Genomic DNA, 17092 nt, shown 5'->3' with positions numbered 1-17092 from the left:
GGCACATCCTCCAGCTTTCACATCGTGGGTCGCCGTCTGTTGAGTCCGATTGTCACGGAGCTCCCTGCCATTCGCAGTCGCTTTGCGGGCGTGTGCTGGGTGTCGTTGACGAGCGCGGCTGTCTGGAGCGCTCGACCCGTAGATTTCTATTTTCAGTTGGCCCTTACGTGAGTAATGGCCTTCGGCCCGAATCGACTGTTAGGTTGATTCGGGTCGTTTGCGTTTGGGGCCTATAGTCTTCGGCTGCGGCCCTCCGGACTTCGAGTGAGTATCATTGCTTTAGCAGGTCTCCAATATGCGAGTTGCGGGTCTTTTATTTCGACATTTAAGGTTGCTTATCTTTGCTTGTTATCGTGGCTGAAGGCACCGGCGGCTATTTCTTTTTTTCGGGGGATGTTATGCGTGAATCGTGTTTAGATGCATTCAATTCATATGTCGCTCGTTACGACGCCTCGGATGAGCGGATCGCGCTCAAGGTCGAACACACCTATGAGGCTGCCGGGTTGTGCGACGAGATCGCGCGAGGGGAGGGCCTGCCCTCGGCCGACGTCGACCTCGCGTGGCTGTGCGGCCTGCTGCACGACATCGGGCGATTCGAACAGTTGTGCCAATGGGGGACTTTCAGCGACGCGGACTCATGCAGCCATGCAGCGCTCGGGATCCAGGTACTCAAAGACGAGATGGGAAGCTTCACCAACGATCCGGAATGGGTGCACATCATCGAGAGCGCCGTTGCCCTGCACAGCGACTTCAGACTCCCGCCGGGATTGAGCGCTCGCGAGCGCCTTTTCTGCACCATCACGCGGGACGCCGACAAGGTGGATATTCTACGTGTGTTCAACCAATCGAGCTGCGAGGCGGTGCTGGGTATCGATCCCGGCGAGTTCTCGCGTGGGGGGGATCTCGGATGTGGCGTTCGAGGCGTTCGGCGAGCGCCGGCGCCTCTCGCGCGATGAGCGCCCCGGGTCGCTCGACGGCCTTGTGGGCGCCGTCTGCCTCGCCTTCGAGCTCGAGTTGCCCGCGTCCTGCAAGGCCCTGGGGGATAGGGGATACCTGCAGGCGCTCCTGCGCGAGCCCTTCGGCCTGAGCCCGCATTTCGAGTCTGAGCTTACCCAGTACCGCTGGGACGCCATCTGCGATGTGATGCAGGGGCTTGCGTTTGATTTCCGCCCTGGCATCGAAAGCGAGGATCCCCATAAGCGCCTCATGAATCGCTTGGATTGTTCTGAGGCTGAACTTAATTCTGAGGCATATGTCGACGGTGGAATTTTTCTTGATTCGCTACTTGAGCGTTACGATGCCTAGCCCGTAATCTCAAGCATTCATTGCTGTTGATAAGCGGTCGTGATCGACAGCCAGTTTTGCAATAAGATGCGGAGGGATACTCCCTCCGCATCATGCGTTCAAGTCCTATTCTCCGACCAGTTGCATTGGGTCAATAGCTGGCAGAGAAAGCGTTCCGATGTTTGATTGCGAGGACAGCTGCTCAACTATGGTGCGCAGCTTTGCCCATATGTAAGAAAGCGTGTTGGCGGCCAATGTGGCTTCGGTCGAAGCGCGGTCGCTCAGTCCGAGGGGGCAAGTCGCAACGGCCCCCATTGCGCCTTCAGCGGATGCGACGATGGGGGAGTTTTCATCCCCGGGGAGTCGTATGTCCATTTTGAAGCGGAGAGATCCCATGCAGCTAAGCGTTCCGTCAGATTCAGAGTATTCAAGGTTTCGATCAACGCTAAGGGTGAAATGCTTTTCCCCGTAGTCAGGGCCGTCCTCGTTGGAATATAGCGCCGACGACCCCTCTTGGCGCGTGTCATCAAAAGCGATGTATAGAAGCTTAGAGTCTTTAAATTGTATAGGCGAAAGAGTCAGCGCCATGATGCTCCAATCAGGCAGCAATTTGGAGTGTCAATATTTTGTTGGATGCAGGAGAGCTGCAGTCAACGTGACACTGGGATTCGTTATCTAGATAATTATGGTATGGATTTCCCATAGCCGTCGGATGCGACAGCACTCCTTCTACCGTCTGATTGTCGGTGCTCTGGTCGCACGAGGTGAATTCAAAGCAGATGCCAAGCGCCAGTTCAAATTGAGCAATTGATTTTAAGGTCATGTTCGGCTGAGTGTTAAGCATCGTCGAAAGCCGGGCGGGGGATATGCCCATTTTTCCAGCGAGCATTTTCTGATTGAGCCCTTGGCGTTCCATCTCTTCAACAATTTGATAGCTGATGTCGAGCGCGTGCTTATATGCTCGCGTTTCGGCCGTTTCGTTTTCTTCCACAAATTGTGACAAATCGATTGTGCTCATGTTGCCTCCACTTCAAATTAATCGCCATCGTGAACTGATTCTGCTTGCATGATTTGCGCTAAGAGTTCTTTGGCGGCTCTTGCAATGGGTCGAGCTTTCTTTATCTCAAAGTGTATATTTCCGCTTCCCTGATGCCCCTTGAATAAGACCGCAAGTATAGGACTATGTCCAACGCTACTTTTTGAGAATTAACATATACATTAACTTCTGTCTCGCGGGTAAATCACGCTGCATAACGTGGGCAAGTTGTGCGATTGCGGCGTTGTGCTGCTGGTCTGTGGTAACATACCGACCTGTTGGTACCCTCCACTTGGATATCCGCTCCACCGGCGGCTTCCCAGTTGAGGGCGAATCGAGGCCATGGGGAGCGCATCCTGCGGCCGCTACAAGAAAGGTGAAATCATGACGATTTCCAAGGAGCGCAAGGCGGAGCTCACCGCCAAGTTCGGCAAGAACGCCCAGGACACCGGCAACTCCAAGGTTCAGGTCGCCATCCTGTCCGAGCGCATCAAGGAGCTGACCGAGCACATGAAGTCCCACCAGAAGGACTTCCACACCCGTCGTGGTCTGCTCATGCTGGTTGGTAAGCGTCGTCGTCTCCTCTCCTACATCAAGAAGAACGACATCAATGAGTACCGTGAGCTCATCAAGGAGCTCGGCATTCGCGACAACATCCAGTAGGGATTTGTGCATGCAGGGGCGTCCGCTGGGCGCCCCTTTTCATGTTGGGCCGCTATCCCGGCGATAGGGGTCCAGGCCGGCGCCGATGTGCCGTCCAAAAGGGGAGTGGTGCCTCATGTGTCCGCCCCGCAACCGATCGGTGGGAGGGTCCCGCCGATCCTGAGAAGCCCGCGCGCAAGGGGCGCGTGGGGATAGGAGTATTCATGACACTCGTAAGCAAGACCTTCGACCTGTTCGGTAAGACCTACGTCTTCGAGGTCGGCGAGCTCGCCAAGCAGGCCACCGGCGCCGCGCTCGTCAAGCAGGGCGACTCCACCGTGCTCACCACGGTCGTCGTTTCCAAGGAGCGCAAGAACTACGACTTCTTCCCGCTGACCGTCGACTTCAACGAGAAGATGTACGCTGCCGGTCGCATCCCGGGCGGCTACCTCAAGCGTGAGGGCCGTCCCTCCGAGAAGGCCACCCTCACCGCCCGTATGATCGACCGTCCGATCCGCCCGTCCTTCCCCGACGGCTTCCGCAACGAGGTCCAGGTCGTCGCCACCTCCCTCGTGGCCGATCAGAAGAACCCCGTCGACGTGATCTGCGTCATGGGTGCCTCTCTCGCCATGACCATCGGCGGCGTGCCGTTCGAGGGTCCGCTGGCCTGCGTGCGCATCGGCCGCGACAAGGAGACCGGCGAGTTCATCGTCAACCCCACCTATGAGGAGCGCGAGAACTCCGATCTCGACCTCGAGCTCGCGGGTACCCGCGACTTCATCTCCATGGTCGAGGCCGGCGCCGAGGAGGTCTCCGAGGAGGACATGCTCGCTGCCATGCAGTTCGGCCAGGAGGCCATCGGCGCCTTCTGCGACGCTCAGCTCGAGTTCGTCGAGGAGTGGGAGCGCGTCAACGGCCCGATCGTTAAGCGCGAGTACCCGCTCGACCAGCCGGTTGAGGAGGTCCACGACCGCATCTTCGCCCACTACGACGAGATGGCCGCCGCCCTGCGCGACGCCGACAAGCTGTCCCGTCAGGACAAGGTCGCCGAGCTCATGGAGGCCATTAAGGCCGAGTTCACCGAGGAGGAGCAGCTCGTTTGGGAGCGCGAGATCCCGGTGAACCTCAAGAAGCTCGAGAAGACCGCCATGCGTCGCATGGTTGTCGAGACCGGTGAGCGCGTCGACGGCCGCTCCGCCGCCGAGATTCGCCCCATCATGGTCAAGGGCGACTACCTGCCCCTGGTTCATGGCTCCGGCCTGTTCCAGCGCGGCCAGACCCAGGTGCTCTCCGTGCTCTCGCTCGGCATGCTCAACGAGGGTCAGCGCCTCGACACCATTGAGCCCGTCGATGGCAAGCGCTACATGCACCACTACAACTTCCCGCCCTACTGCACCGGCGAGACCGGCCGCATGGGCACGCCCAAGCGCCGCGAGATCGGCCATGGCAACCTTGCCGAGCGCGCCCTGATCCCAGTCCTGCCCGATGAGAACGAGTTCCCCTACGCCATCCGCGTGGTGTCCGAGGTCATGGAGTCCAACGGCTCCTCTTCGATGGCTTCCACCTGCGGCAGCTGCCTTGCCCTCATGGACGGTGGCGTGCCGATCAAGCGCCCCGTGTCCGGTATCGCCATGGGCCTCATCCAGGAGGAGGGCAAGACCGTCGTCCTGTCCGACATCCAGGGTCTCGAGGACTTCCTCGGCGACATGGACTTCAAGGTCACCGGTACCGAGAAGGGCATCACCGCGCTGCAGATGGACAACAAGGCCACCGGCCTGACGTTCGACATCCTGCGCACCGCCCTTGAGCAGGCCAAGGAGGGTCGCGCCTACATCCTCGACAAGATGCTCGAGGTCGTGCCCGGCCCGCGTGAGGAGACCCGCGCTACCGCGCCCAAGATCCAGTGCATCACCATCCCGACCGAGAACATCCGCGATGTCATCGGCAAGGGTGGCGAGACCATCCGCGGCATCCAGGACGAGACCGGCGCCTCCATCGATATCCACGAGGACGGCACCGTGTACGTCGGTGGCGTGGGCGAGTCCGTTGTCGCTGCCATCGAGCGCATCGAGCTCATCGTCAAGGTCCCCGAGGTGGGCGAGGAGTACACCGGCCGTGTTGTTTCCATCCAGCCGTTCGGCGCGTTTGTGAACCTGCTGCCCGGTAAGGACGGCCTGCTGCACATCTCCCGCGTTGCCCAGGGCCGCGTTAAGAAGGTCGAGGATGTCCTGAATGTTGGCGACGAGGTCAAGGTCAAGGTCATCGAGATCGACGACCGCGGCAAGATCTCCCTTGATCGCCTCGAGAAGCCCGAGGCCCCGGCTGGTGCCGGCCGCGGTGAGGGCGAGGGTCGCGGCGAGCGTCGCGAGCGCGGCGATCGTCCGGGCCGTGGTGCCCGCGACACTGGTGCCCGCGGTTTCGACCGTCCCGCCCGTCGCGAGCGCGGTGATCGTCCCCGTCGTCCCGGCGACAACGGCGGCCGTGCCCCGCGTCGTCATCACGAGGCCGAGTAACTAGCACGCTTGCTTTCGCTTGCGGCTTTGAAGTTTTAGAGGGATCGAGCTTGTCTCGATCCCTCTATTTCTGTCGATTGAAGGAGTGGCGGACCTTCTACTGTCATTTTTTACTCTTGTGTGACCGAGAGCAAATGACAAGGGTCAAATCACCGTAGTTCGTTAGTCCTGTTTCCTCAATTGCTCCGACAGGATTTCGAGCGCATGGGCATAGCCTGCCAGGCCCTCGCCGGATACACGTGCAAAGCAGGCCATCCCCGCGTACGAGACCTGTCTGAACGCCTCGCGCTCCTCAACTGCCGAGATGTGGACCTCGACCGCCGGGATGCCAACCGCCTTGAGCGCGTCGAGGATCGCGATGCTCGTATGGGTGTAGGCCGCCGGGTTGATAACGATGCCGTCCACCGTGCCATAAGCTTCTTGGATCCGGTCGACGATCGTGCCCTCGTGGTTGGACTGGAACACCTCGATGCCGTCGAACCCGAGCTCGTCAGCGCTATCCTGGCAGATCGACACAAGCGTCTCGTACGAGTCCGTTCCGTAGATTCCGGGCTCCCGAATGCCGAGCATGTTGAGGTTCGGTCCGTTGATGACCAGAGCTTTCATGGTGACTCCTTGAGGTCTGTTCGGCGATTCTCGCTACGGGAGCATGGGCGGCAGCGCGTCGCGGACGGCTTTGGCCGTGTTCTCGGCACAGTCGCGTGAGGCCACGATGAGATCGGCCCATTCGCGATAGATCGGCATGCGATGCTGCGCGAGCGCCTCGATACCGTCGCGCGCGGTGATGGGGCGGTTCTTCTTGGAAAGCTCGTTGACGGGGCGGTCGAGCATGGCGATGATGCCGTTCTGGTGTATGAGCGGATAGTTCTCTGCGCGCGTTACCACGCCTCCTCCGCAAGAAATGACGAGCCCCGAGCGAGCGACCATGCGGCGCAGGGCTTCGGTCTCGCGCTCCCTGAACGCCGCCTCGCCATGTTTGTAGATGTATTCGGCGCAGGTTGTTTGCAGCTCGTCTTCAAGCACGTGGTCGATATCGATATGCTCGCGTCCCAAGAGGGCTGCAAGGCGTTCTCCTACTCGGGTCTTACCGCACCCGGGCATGCCAATGAGGACGATGTTCTGTTCCGTCGCGGAGAGGCGGGCGGTGACATCGAGGATGCGGTCCATGCCAATGACCTCGCCGGTGTAGCGCTCTACGGCTTGCGCCGCCTGTGCGACGAGCATGAGCAAACCGCCGGCGCACGGGATACCGCGTGCCTCAGCCTGCATCATCAGGGCGGTGCGTGCGGGATTGTACACAATGTCCACGAGGCCCTCGAGCTGCGGGAGTACATCGAGTGAGCACGGGGCCGCCGGGCACTTGGGGAACATGCCGACGGGTGTGCAGTTGACGGCGAGCGCCGCATCTGCATGACGGTCGAGGTTTTCGTACGTGTTCTCGCCCGCGCGGCCGATCGAGACCGCCTCCATGCCCAGGTCGGCGAGGACCATCATCGCGGTCGAGCCTGCACCGCCCGCGCCTCCGAACACGACCGCCTTCTTGCCGGCGAGCTCCAGTCCGAGGGACTCCACAAGTACCTTGAAGCCGTAATAATCCGTGTTGTCGCCGCGCAGGCGGCCGTCGGGCAGGCGCGTGATGGTGTTGATGTTGCCCATGCGCTGGGCAACATCGGACAGCTCGTCCATATAGGGTACGAGATCGCGCTTGTACGGGATGGTGACGTTCACGCCCTCCCACTCATCCGAACGGATGAACGCCTCGAGCTCATCGGGTTCACGCTCGAACTTGCGGTAATCGAGCCCGGCGAGCTCCCGATAGATGACCGGCGTGTAGCTGTGACCCAAGACGCGTCCAAGCACGCCGTAGGGACGCGGGGAGTTTTGGGCCATGACGTGCTCCTGAGAGCGTTTGCTGAGGTCCATGAGCAGGCGGAAAAGCTCATCTGCCTCATCTTCGAGCCCGTGGGGCGCGCGTCGACGCACGTCATCGATTTTGCGCTGCTCGCGCTCGGGGTCGAATATCGCGCGCCCCGTTTGGGACTTCACGCGGGCAACGTCCTTGGCCAGTGCCATCCTCATGCCGAACAGGTCGAGAATCTTGCCATCGACCTGATCGATCTGGCTTCGCAGTTCATCGAGGTCCATTGATATCTCCCTAGAGTATCCGTTGAGTGCCGGTTGAGGTGAGCATGGCGTCGAGAATTGCGCACGCGCAGGCGGCCTCAGCAACGGGGACGGCGCGCGGGGCGATGCACGGGTCGTGCCGTCCTCGGACGGTGAGTTTTGTGTCGCGATGTGCGTCGAGGTCGACGCTGTGCTGCGGCTTGCCGATCGACGGCGTTGGCTTGACCGCCATACGCCAGATTAGAGGCGTTCCGCAGGTGATGCCGCCGAGGATGCCACCGGCGTGATTGATGGCCATGTGCGGACGCCCGTCTTGCATGCAAAACGGGTCGTTATGCTCGCTCCCGCGCATGAGGGTCGCTCCAAATCCCTCGCCGAATTCGACCCCCTTCACGCCGGGGATGCCGAACGCGATGCGGGCGATGCGGCTTTCCATCCCGTCGAACATGGGGTCGCCAAGGCCTGCGGGGACGTTGTATGCCACACATTCAATCACGGCACCCAGGCTGTCGAGCTCGGATTTTGCCTGGAGAATGGTCTCGTGCATGCGCTGTGCGGTCGAGGCGTCGATGCAGGGCAGCGGGTTTGCGGCTATGGCGTCAAGCTGCGCCTCGTCGAGCTCCACGGGGTTGAGGGGTTCGTCGGTAATGGGCTCGGGGCCGAGTTGCGCGATGTGCGCGGCGATTTTAATCCCCCTTGCCTCGAGGGCCTGAAGGGCGATCCCGCCCGCGATGCACAGTGGTGCGGTGAGGCGGCCCGAGAAGTGGCCTCCGCCGGCTACGTCCCGATGCTCGCCGTACTTGATGGCGGCGGTCCAATCGGCATGGCCCGGGCGGGGGAGGCGGCGGAGCTCGCTGTAGTCGGAGCTTCGCATGTCGCGGTTGCGGATGATGGCGGCGATGGGCGCGCCGTTCGTGTGGCCCTCCGTGATGCCGGCGATGAATTCGACCGCGTCTGCCTCTCGACGGGTGGTCGAGGTGTCCGAGCTGCCGGGTGCTCGCCTGTTGAGGAACGCCTGGAGGCGGTCAAGGTCGATGGGGATGCCCGCGGGCAGGCCGTCGATCGAGCAGCCGATGGCGGGCGAGTGCGATTGCCCAAAGATGGAGATGCGTAAACTGTCGCCGCACATGGAGGCCATTGTCGCCCCTTACTTGTCGATGAGCTCGACGTCGCCGCCGAGCAGGCGGTAGTGCTCGAAGAACAGCGGGTAGCTCTTGTTCACGGCCTCGGCCCCTTCGATCTCGACGGGGGAGGCGCAGCGCACGGCGGCGATGGCTGCCATCATGGCGATGCGATGGTCGTTGCGGCTGTTCACGCGTCCGCCGTCGAGCTGGTCGCGGCCCTCGATCACGAGGGCGTCGCCGTCGACACGCACGTTGGCGCCGAGCTTGCCGAGCTCCGTTGCAATCGCCTCGAGACGGTCACATTCCTTGATGCGCAGTCGGGAGCATCCGGTGAAGCGCGTGGTCCCCTCGGCGCATGCCGCCACCGCAGCGAGTGCGGGGACGAGGTCGGGGATGTCGCGTACGTCGAGCTCGATACCGTGGATATTGTCCGGGCGAACCGTCGCGGCTCGGGCGTTGCGCTGCCCCTTGGCGCCGAACAGCATGAGCGCGGCGCTGATGGCGCGATCGCCCTGGATTGAGGAGGGGGTCACGCCGCGGACGGTCACGGAGTGGCGGCCCAACGCGCCGGCGCTCAGCCAAAACGCTGCGTTGGACCAATCACCCTCGACGGCGATGGCGCCGGGGGTGCGAAACCCCTGGCGCTCGATGGTAAAGACGGTGAGCGGCAGCCCGCCCGGCGTTGCGCCCTCCTCGATGCCGACCTTCACGCCGAACGCGTTGAGGACGGCCAGCGTGAGGCCGATGTACGGGCGGCTTTCGATCTCACCGGTCACGGCGATCTGGGTGTCCCCGTCGAGCAGGGGCGCGGCGAGCAACAGACCCGAGATGTACTGCGAGCTCACGTTTCCGGGCAGCTCGAAGCGCCCGGCACGCATGCGCCCGGAAGTACGCAAGGGGAGTCCCGCGGCTCCCTGGAACGTGCAGCCCGCGGCCATGAGCTCATCGGTGAGCGGGGCGATGGGGCGCTCGCCGAGCCGCGGCGAGCCGACGAAGGTCGCATCCGCGCCGAGGGCGCAGGCGACCGGGAGCATGAAGCGAAGCGTCGAGCCAGATTCGCCACAGTCGAGGGTCGCGCCTGCCAGAGCGCGCAAGATACCGTGCTCGAGGCTCTTGAGCACGGGGTGGATCTCAAAGCCGCCATCGATGGGGTCGATCTTGGCGCCAATCGCGGTAAGGCAGCGGATCGTCGCGTCGATATCGGCGCACGTTGTGTCACAGGCGACGCGGGTCACGCCGTTGGCGAGGGCCGCCGCGATGATAATGCGATGCGCCATCGATTTGGACGAGATGGCCGGGACGGTGCCGGAGAGGGGCTTGGGGCTGATCTTGGCTAGCATGCATCCTCCTCGCCGTCGATCTCGGCGGACAGCGCCTGGGTGCAGGCAAGGCCCACCTCGAGGATGCGCCTGAACTCGTCGAGCGGGGTGGGTGCGAGGGACGCCGCCCCAATGCCGCGCGGGACGACGAGGTCGATGGTCGAGCCGGAGCGTTTCTTGTCGTGCAGCGCCTCGTCGAAGATCTTGTCGGGCGCCGCGTCAAAGGCGAGGGAGAGCTCATGCGCCTTGATGAGGCGGGCGAGGCGCTCGGGCAGTTCCTCGGGGCAGAGCTCGGCGGTGACACTCGCGCTCGCAATGGCGACCATGCCGATGGCGACGCAGGTGCCGTGGCCGAGACGGTAGCCCTCGGCCGCCTCGACGGCGTGGCCGATGCTGTGACCGAAGTTCAGCAGCTTGCGGATGCCCGCCTCGCGCTCGTCCTGAACAACGACGGCACGCTTGATATCGACGTTGCGCGCGATGAGCCAGCAAACGCGTGCGAGGTCCTGCTTGAGCAGGTCGAGGGTGAGGGGCGTCTTCTCAAGCTCGGCGAACAGCTCGGCGTCTGCGATGAGGGCGTGCTTGATCACCTCGGCACAGCCATCGGCGAACTGCTCGTCGGAAAGGGTGCCCAGGCAACCGGCGTCTGCAATGACGGCGAGCGGCTGCCAGAAGGCGCCCGCGAGGTTCTTGCCGGCGAAAAGGTCGATGGCGGTTTTGCCGCCCACGGAGGAGTCGACCATCGCCAGCAAGGTGGTGGGCACCTGGATGTAGCCGATGCCGCGCATGTACGTCGCCGCGACAAAACCCGCAAGGTCGCCAACAACGCCGCCGCCCAGCGCGATGATCACGTCGTCGCGCGTGAGCTGCTCTTCGGCCGCGCGCTCGAGAAGCTCGGCGTAGGTTGTTGGGTTCTTGCTCTGCTCACCGGCCTCAAAGGTCGCAGCGCCCACGGTCAGCCCGGCCTCTTTCAGCCCCTGCTCGACGGGCGCCAGGAACAGCGGGCCGACGTTCGAGTCGGTGATGATGAGTGCGCGCTGGGCCTGAGGGGCGACCGACTGCGTGATGGCGCCGACCTGCTCCAGGAGAAAGGTGCCGATGTGCATCTGATAGGGGTGTGCCGTATCGATGTCGAGCGTGTATGCCGAGGTTGCCATGATGTCGTCCTTTGCCGAGTGGTGGGTGTGTGTTGTTCGCGCGGCTATTCGCCGCGTGGGCTTGAGATTGCCGAGCGGATCGCGCGGATCTGCTCCATCGTTGTGTCGAATTCGTCGCACGTGAGGGCCTGCGGGCCGTCGGACCAGGCGTTCGCCGGGTCGTCGTGCACCTCGATCTCGAGTGCGTCGGCTCCCGCCGCGCAGGCTGCGAGTGCCATTGGTCCCACGTAGCGGGCGCAACCGGTCGCATGGGAGGGGTCCGCCGCGACCGGGAGATGGGTGAGGTGATGCAGCGCCGGGATGGCGTTGAGGTCAAAGGTGTTGCGCGTGGCCGTCTCGAACGTGCGGATGCCGCGCTCGCACAGGATGACTCGCTCGTTGCCCTCGCTCATGATGTATTCGGCGGCCATGAGCAGCTCTTCGAGCGTGCTTGCCATGCCGCGCTTGAGTAGGACCGGGGTCTTTGTGCGGCCGACTTCCTTGAGCAGCGCGAAGTTCTGTGCGTTCCGCGCCCCGATCTGCATGACGTCGATGCCGCGATTCACGAACAGCTCCACGTCGCGTGTGTCCATGACCTCGCTCACGATCGGCATGCCCGTTTGGTCGCGTGCCTCGAGCAAGAGGTCGAGCCCTCGCTCGCCCATGCCCTGATGGTCGTAGGGAGAGGTGCGTGGCTTGTACGCGCCGCCTCGCAGGAGCGTGGCGCCCGCCGCCTTGCAGCGCGCGGCAATGGTGAGCAGGTTGTCGCCCTCCACAGAGCAGGGGCCCGCGATGACCTGGAAGTGTCCACCGCCGATCATAACGCCGCCGCCGAGGTCGATGATCGTGTCCTCGGGGTGCGAGGCGCGGTCGACCTTTCGCTGCGGCTTTGCCGCACGTGCGTGCGAGATCGCGATCATGGAGCCCCTTTCGTTTACGTTGCAAGTTGCGCCCGGCAGAGCCGGACTGACTGACCCCATCGAGTGTACCCCACCGTCCCGACGGGGTTTGCGGCTCGCGTGTATTAGAGTAGAGACTACAGAACGGCGGTACCGAGCCCGGGGTTGCGTTTTTGAAAGATTGGCAAAGAGCATCAGTCCGTCCCCTCACTTGGGTATAATGCAATCCGTCGCGCGCCATTAGCTCAGTGGATTAGAGCGTCTGCCTCCGGAGCAGAAGGCCGTAGGTTCGAACCCTATATGGCGCACCATTAAACATCCTCGGGCTTCGAGCCCGAATTCTTATGGGTCGCGGGCGGTTTCGCACGTGGCCTTTCTTGTAACCAGGCAGCGTGCGCTGCGGAACGGATCGGTTATGGGTATTGGAAGCAAGGGCGCGTCCCCGGACGAGCGCGCCGCTGTCGAGTTCGGCACGCGCGGCTTGACGTCATCCGAGGTCGCCGAGCGCGTCGCGCAGGGCAAGGTCAACGTCAACACCGAGCTCAAGACCAAGTCGGTCAAGGAACTCGTCATCGAGAACACCTGCACCCTGTTCAACCTAATCAATATCATCCTGGCCGTGCTCGTCATCTTGACTGGCGCCTGGAAGAACCTGACCTTCCTTGGGGTCGTGCTCCTCAATACGGGCATCGGTATCGTGCAGGCCCTGCGCTCCAAGCGCATGGTGGACAAGCTCACACTGCTCGCCTCAAAGTGCGCCGTCGCGGTTCGCGACGATCGGGAGGTCGAGCTCCAGCTCGATGAGCTCGTGCTCGACGACCTGATCCGCCTGGGCAGGGGAGACCAGATTCCGGCCGACGCGGTCGTTGTCTCGGGCGAGTGCCACGTAAACGAGAGCCTGCTCACCGGCGAGAGCGACGCGATTCACAAGCGTCCCGGCGATGAGCTCATGAGCGGCAGCTTCATCGACGCGGGCCTCGTGTACGCACGCGTGATCCATGTCGGCGCCGACAACTACGTCGCCCGCATCAACAACGAGGCGAAGTACGTCAAGAAGGTCAACTCCGAGATCATGAACGCGCTGAACGCCATCGTGCGGTTTGCCAGCTTTCTCATGGTGCCCATCGGTCTTGCGCTGTTCTATTCGAGTGTCCACAACTCCTATCAGTCCTGGTGCGCGCTCGATCCCAATTCTTCCTCCACGCTCGCCTCGTGGGTCGCATCGGGCGATTCGTGGGGTGCCATCTCGTCGGCCATCCTCTCCACGGTGGGTGCCCTACTCGGCATGATCCCACAGGGGCTGGTGCTCCTTACCTCCTCCGTGCTCGCCATCGCGACCATTCGCCTCGCGCGCCGCAAGGTGCTCGCGCAGCAGCTCTATTGCATCGAGACGCTCGCCCGCGTGGACGTGCTCTGCCTGGACAAGACCGGCACAATCACCTCGGGTCATATGGAGGTCGAGGGCGTGTATGTGGCCGACGACCTCGGCGGGGCCGCGCCTGCCGAGGACTTCGACGCCGGTCTCATCGATCCCGCTTCACAGCGGATGCACGCCGCGCTCGCTGGCATCGCCCGCGCCACGTCGGACGATGCGAACGAGACCTGCACGGCGGTCCTTGCGCACTATCGCGACCTCGCCCGTGCACCCGAGGCCCAGCGCGTCATCGCCTTCTCCTCCGCCAAGAAGTGGAGCGGCGCGCAGCTCACGGGCGGTGCGTTCGGCTCGGATTCGGTCGCGTGCGTTATGGGCGCCTCGCAGTTCGTGCTCACGCCGGATGTCTTTGCCCGTTTCGAGGGTCGCGTCGCCGAGCTTGCGTCGCTGTGCCGTGTGCTGGTGGTTGCCGAGGTCGACGGATTCACCGATGAGGGCGATATCATCGGCGAACCCCGTCCCTTGGGCTTTGTGACCATCCGCGATGAGATTCGTTCGTCCGCGGCGGACACCATCCGCTATTTTTGCGAGCAGGGCGTCACCCTCAATGTCATTTCCGGTGACGACCCGCGTACGGTCTCGACGATCGCGCGCACGGTCGGCATTCCTGGGGCCGATAGGTATGTGGACGCAACCACGCTCGATACGCCCGGTAAGGTGGACGCCGCGGTCGATCGCTATCACGTCTTTGGCCGTGTGACCCCGCAGCAGAAGCGCGAGCTCGTCAACGCGTTGCAGCGCCGCGGCCATACGGTCGCCATGACGGGCGACGGCGTGAACGACGTGCTCGCCCTCAAGGAGGCCGATTGCTCTGTGGCCATGGCCGCGGGTTCTGACGCTGCGCGCAACGTCGCCGAGATCGTGCTCGTCGATAACGATTTCGCGGCCATGCCCGAGGTCGTTGCCGAGGGGCGTCGCTCCATCAACAACCTGCAGCGCTCGGCCGCGCTGTTCCTCACCAAGACCCTGTTCTCGATGGGCCTGGCCGCGCTGTGCATCTTCCTGCCGCCCTATCCCTTCCAGCCCATCACGATGACGCTCATCAATTTCTATTGCATCGGGTTCCCGAGCTTTGTCTTGGCGCTCGAGCCCAACACGGCGCGTGTTCGCGGCAACTTCCTGGCGAACGTCCTTAAGCGCGCCCTCCCCGCGAGCGCGGGCGTGTTGGCCGGTTCGATCCTGTGCATGGGGGCCGCCGCGCTCTTTGGGTATTCCGAGGCGATGCTCTCCACGATGTGCCTCATCACCGCGTGTGCCGCGGGCGTCTACCTCATCTGGCGCATCTCGGTGCCCTTCACGCCGCTGCGCCGCGCCGTGTTCGTGTTCGTCATCGCGGGTCTTGCGGTCGGTGTTGTCGGGTTCCCCGGATTCTTCTCGATTGCCCGCCTCAAGCTCATTCCCGCCGTGCTTGGTGCGCTGTTCGCCGCTGTGGGATGTTTGTTGTTCGCCTGGCTCACCGATATGCTCGAGCGCTCGCCCGAGAAGACGAGCAGGCTTGCCACCGGATTCGGTCGCGGTGTGCGGGTGAGCGTGCGCGGGCGCTCCGGCGGGCGCAAGGTCACCTCCACGGGCTCGAGCGCCCGTCGCGCCTTCGACCGCGCTCGCGAGCGGTTCGCGCGCCGCAAGGCCGACGCCTCCGCCCGCGCCGCCGCCGAGGCGGATTCGCCCGAGGTCGCGACTTCCGACACCCGTCGGGAGAGCGTGAAGACCGCGGTCGGAGCTTCGTCCGGGCGCAAAAAACGCTATCGTGTTGAGCAGGCCAACGGCGGCATCCGCGTGCGGATGCCCAAGACCAAGCGGAAGAAGGACCATTGATCTGCCCCATCTGCAACGCTTCCATTTCCGATGATTCGAGCACGTGCCCCGCGTGCGGCGCCGACCTGTCGCCGCGCCCCGCTTCTGCGCGAGCCGATTTCATTTTTTGCGAGGGCTGCGGTGCGCGCCTGGGCGACCAGGACCGCACGTGCCCCAAATGCGGCCGGCCCGCTCCGGGCATCCTCTCTGAGCAGTCCGCCGCTTCCGACCTCGCGGCCGGTCGCACCGCGAGCTTCCCGCGCCTGACCGCCGAGATGATCGCCGGCGCGGTGCCGGCCCCGAGTGCCTCCACGAGCTCCGTCGCTCCTCGCGACGAGCAGGCGACGAGCGTCCTGGATGGCGACGAGCTCTCCGCCGCGCAGGCGCCCTCGGCTTCGCGTTCCGCAGCGCCGCGTCCGCGGCCCGTCGTGAGCGATGACGACCTCGCGCGCGGGGACGATGCCTACGCCAAGGCGCGCCGCCCCCGTTGGGTTGCTCCGCTTGTCGCGGTGCTCCTCCTTGGGGCCGTTGGCGTGTTCGTCGCAACCGATCCGCTGGGAGTGATGCCCGGTATCGTTGAGTCCTTCGATCGAGCCGCGAGCGAGATGTACCCGAGCCGCCAGGTGGCCGAGAAGGGCTCCGCCGACGATTCCGCCCCCGAGACGGGGGAGACGGGGACCGGGGAGGCCGACGGCGCCCATGTGCTCTCCGAACCCGAGGCCTTCCAGCTGCTCTCCGCTGTGTATGCCGAGATCACGTCGTATCAGGACGCCCTGGGGCCGGTGATCGAGACCTTCAACGGGCAATACCTCATCAAGGACTTCGATCAGCGCTCGCAGGCTTCCCAGGGTGCCTATGACCTGCGCTCCACCATCCAGCAGACCCTGGATGAGCTTGACTCCCTGCGGCTTGCCGAGAACACGGCATATGCCGAGGACGTCGAGCACCTCAAGCAGCTTGCCACGTGGATGTACAACCGCGTCGACGTGCTGTGCAAATCGTGGGACGTCTCGCTCGCGGTTCCGCAGGGAGAGCGTCCGGCCGACCATCAGGACGAGATCCTCGCACCCCTGCGCGAGGTGTCCATGGTCGATGGCCGCGCCGTCGACGTCATCGAGTACGAGAAGAACGTCGCCGCGTGGAAACCCGTCGAAAAGTAAGGTTCGTGCCCCCGCCCGCCGCGTGCGGGCGGGCCGCGTTAGGCGTGGTAAGATAAGTTCTATATGCACGTACGTTAGGGGGAGACTCATGTTCTTCAAGAAGACCCGCACGCCCGAGTACCAGCTCGCCGGCGACGAGAGCGCCATCATCGAGACCTCGCAGGGCACCATCCGCGTCAAGCTCGATTGCGCGGGCGCCCCGATCCATGTCGCGAACTTCTGCGAGCTGTCCGTCATGGGGTTCTATGACGGCCTTAAGTTCCATCGCTACGTCCCCGGTTTCGTGATCCAGGGCGGTTGCCCCAACACGCGCGACATGACCCCCGAGCAGGTCGCCGCGGGCCAGATGGGTCCCGACGGCCAGCCCGGTACCGGCGGTCCCGGCTGGAACATCCAGGAGGAGTTCTCCACCAACCCGAACAACAGCCACGAGGACGGCGCCCTTGCGATGGCCCGTTCCATGGATCCCAATTCCGCTGGCTCCCAGTTCTACTTCTGCCTGGGTCCGCAGCACAACCTCGATTCGGGTTACACCGTCTTCGGCTCCACGGTCGAGGGCCTCGACGTCATCGGTCGTCTGCGCGCCGGCGACGAGATCCGTCGTATCGAGATCGTCCACGAGGCTTAAA

At 63.5% G+C, this 17092-nt stretch carries 15 protein-coding genes and 1 tRNA gene; 8 read left to right on the top strand and 8 right to left on the bottom strand.

Annotation, left to right across the window (positions count from 1 at the left end):
* Positions 1-341 precede the first annotated feature (341 nt).
* Both FY258_RS04075 and FY258_RS04070 read left to right on the top strand, forming a co-directional pair.
* Positions 342-956, top strand: coding sequence for an HD domain-containing protein (locus FY258_RS04075; protein ID WP_118103340.1), 615 nt, complete (start codon positions 342-344; stop codon positions 954-956).
* Positions 910-1305, top strand: a complete 396-nt coding sequence (locus FY258_RS04070) for a hypothetical protein (protein ID WP_118103338.1) — start codon at positions 910-912, stop codon at positions 1303-1305. The genes FY258_RS04075 and FY258_RS04070 overlap by 47 nt, the downstream gene beginning before the upstream one ends.
* Positions 1306-1410: 105 nt before the next feature.
* Here FY258_RS04070 and FY258_RS04065 read toward each other — a convergent pair whose 3' ends face one another.
* Both FY258_RS04065 and FY258_RS04060 read right to left on the bottom strand, forming a co-directional pair.
* On the bottom strand, positions 1411-1872 hold the full coding sequence (locus tag FY258_RS04065; RefSeq protein WP_118103336.1) for a hypothetical protein: 462 nt from the start codon (positions 1870-1872) through the stop codon (positions 1411-1413).
* Between the two features lie 10 nt (positions 1873-1882).
* The gene (locus FY258_RS04060; protein WP_118103334.1) at positions 1883-2302 is read right to left on the bottom strand and encodes a helix-turn-helix domain-containing protein; all 420 of its coding nucleotides are present in this window, start codon (positions 2300-2302) and stop codon (positions 1883-1885) included.
* A 402-nt stretch (positions 2303-2704) separates the two neighbouring features.
* On the opposite strand from FY258_RS04060, the gene rpsO reads away from it, so the two are divergent.
* Complete coding sequence (rpsO, locus tag FY258_RS04055; protein WP_006721138.1) at positions 2705-2983, top strand: 30S ribosomal protein S15; 279 nt, start codon at positions 2705-2707, stop codon at positions 2981-2983.
* 203 nt (positions 2984-3186) lie between these two features.
* Positions 3187-5475, top strand: coding sequence for a polyribonucleotide nucleotidyltransferase (locus tag FY258_RS04050; RefSeq protein WP_118103332.1), 2289 nt, complete (start codon positions 3187-3189; stop codon positions 5473-5475).
* A gap of 162 nt (positions 5476-5637) precedes the next feature.
* Here FY258_RS04050 and aroQ read toward each other — a convergent pair whose 3' ends face one another.
* From aroQ to aroF, 6 genes are read right to left on the bottom strand one after another with little or no spacing between them, the layout of a single operon-like run.
* Complete coding sequence (gene aroQ / locus FY258_RS04045; RefSeq protein ID WP_118103330.1) at positions 5638-6081, bottom strand: type II 3-dehydroquinate dehydratase; 444 nt, start codon at positions 6079-6081, stop codon at positions 5638-5640.
* A 33-nt stretch (positions 6082-6114) separates the two neighbouring features.
* The gene (locus FY258_RS04040) at positions 6115-7620 is read right to left on the bottom strand and encodes a shikimate kinase (protein WP_118103328.1); all 1506 of its coding nucleotides are present in this window, start codon (positions 7618-7620) and stop codon (positions 6115-6117) included.
* 10 nt (positions 7621-7630) lie between these two features.
* A complete protein-coding gene (aroC, locus tag FY258_RS04035) occupies positions 7631-8737 on the bottom strand; it encodes a chorismate synthase (RefSeq protein ID WP_118103326.1) in 1107 nt (368 codons plus the stop codon).
* A gap of 9 nt (positions 8738-8746) precedes the next feature.
* A complete protein-coding gene (gene aroA, locus FY258_RS04030) occupies positions 8747-10063 on the bottom strand; it encodes a 3-phosphoshikimate 1-carboxyvinyltransferase (protein ID WP_118103324.1) in 1317 nt (438 codons plus the stop codon).
* Entirely contained in the window at positions 10057-11199 is a 1143-nt protein-coding gene (aroB, locus tag FY258_RS04025) for a 3-dehydroquinate synthase (protein ID WP_118103322.1), read from the bottom strand. The genes aroA and aroB overlap by 7 nt, the downstream gene beginning before the upstream one ends.
* Before the next feature lie 44 nt (positions 11200-11243).
* Entirely contained in the window at positions 11244-12098 is an 855-nt protein-coding gene (gene aroF / locus FY258_RS04020) for a 3-deoxy-7-phosphoheptulonate synthase (RefSeq protein ID WP_118103320.1), read from the bottom strand.
* A gap of 213 nt (positions 12099-12311) precedes the next feature.
* Between aroF and FY258_RS04015 the strand changes: the two genes are divergently transcribed.
* The 4 genes from FY258_RS04015 (at position 12312) to FY258_RS04000 (ending at position 17091) form a co-directional block, all read left to right on the top strand.
* Positions 12312-12388, top strand: a tRNA-Arg gene (locus FY258_RS04015).
* 104 nt (positions 12389-12492) lie between these two features.
* Entirely contained in the window at positions 12493-15324 is a 2832-nt protein-coding gene (locus tag FY258_RS04010; protein ID WP_118103318.1) for an HAD-IC family P-type ATPase, read from the top strand.
* On the top strand, positions 15321-16463 hold the full coding sequence (locus tag FY258_RS04005) for a zinc ribbon domain-containing protein (RefSeq protein ID WP_118103316.1): 1143 nt from the start codon (positions 15321-15323) through the stop codon (positions 16461-16463). The genes FY258_RS04010 and FY258_RS04005 overlap by 4 nt, the downstream gene beginning before the upstream one ends.
* Positions 16464-16551: 88 nt before the next feature.
* Positions 16552-17091 (top strand): peptidylprolyl isomerase, encoded by a 540-nt coding sequence (locus FY258_RS04000; RefSeq protein WP_118103314.1) that lies wholly within the window; start codon positions 16552-16554, stop codon positions 17089-17091.
* Position 17092 lies beyond the last annotated feature (1 nt).

The sequence above is a fragment of the Collinsella intestinalis genome (genome assembly GCF_902364775.2).
Classification (GTDB): Bacteria; Actinomycetota; Coriobacteriia; order Coriobacteriales; family Coriobacteriaceae; genus Collinsella.
The sequence above is the reverse complement of the archived record's forward strand: the minus strand, read 5'-3'. Positions and strand labels throughout refer to the sequence as shown.

Coding starts and splice junctions, on each gene's coding strand:
- FY258_RS04065 (WP_118103336.1), bottom strand. CDS start 1,872: ATGGCGCTGACTCTTTCGCCTATACAATTTAAAGACTCTAAGCTTCTA.
- FY258_RS04060 (WP_118103334.1), bottom strand. CDS start 2,302: ATGAGCACAATCGATTTGTCACAATTTGTGGAAGAAAACGAAACGGCC.
- rpsO (WP_006721138.1), top strand. CDS start 2,705: ATGACGATTTCCAAGGAGCGCAAGGCGGAGCTCACCGCCAAGTTCGGC.
- FY258_RS04050 (WP_118103332.1), top strand. CDS start 3,187: ATGACACTCGTAAGCAAGACCTTCGACCTGTTCGGTAAGACCTACGTC.
- aroQ (WP_118103330.1), bottom strand. CDS start 6,081: ATGAAAGCTCTGGTCATCAACGGACCGAACCTCAACATGCTCGGCATT.
- FY258_RS04040 (WP_118103328.1), bottom strand. CDS start 7,620: ATGGACCTCGATGAACTGCGAAGCCAGATCGATCAGGTCGATGGCAAG.
- aroC (WP_118103326.1), bottom strand. CDS start 8,737: ATGGCCTCCATGTGCGGCGACAGTTTACGCATCTCCATCTTTGGGCAA.
- aroA (WP_118103324.1), bottom strand. CDS start 10,063: ATGCTAGCCAAGATCAGCCCCAAGCCCCTCTCCGGCACCGTCCCGGCC.
- aroB (WP_118103322.1), bottom strand. CDS start 11,199: ATGGCAACCTCGGCATACACGCTCGACATCGATACGGCACACCCCTAT.
- aroF (WP_118103320.1), bottom strand. CDS start 12,098: ATGATCGCGATCTCGCACGCACGTGCGGCAAAGCCGCAGCGAAAGGTC.
- FY258_RS04010 (WP_118103318.1), top strand. CDS start 12,493: ATGGGTATTGGAAGCAAGGGCGCGTCCCCGGACGAGCGCGCCGCTGTC.
- FY258_RS04000 (WP_118103314.1), top strand. CDS start 16,552: ATGTTCTTCAAGAAGACCCGCACGCCCGAGTACCAGCTCGCCGGCGAC.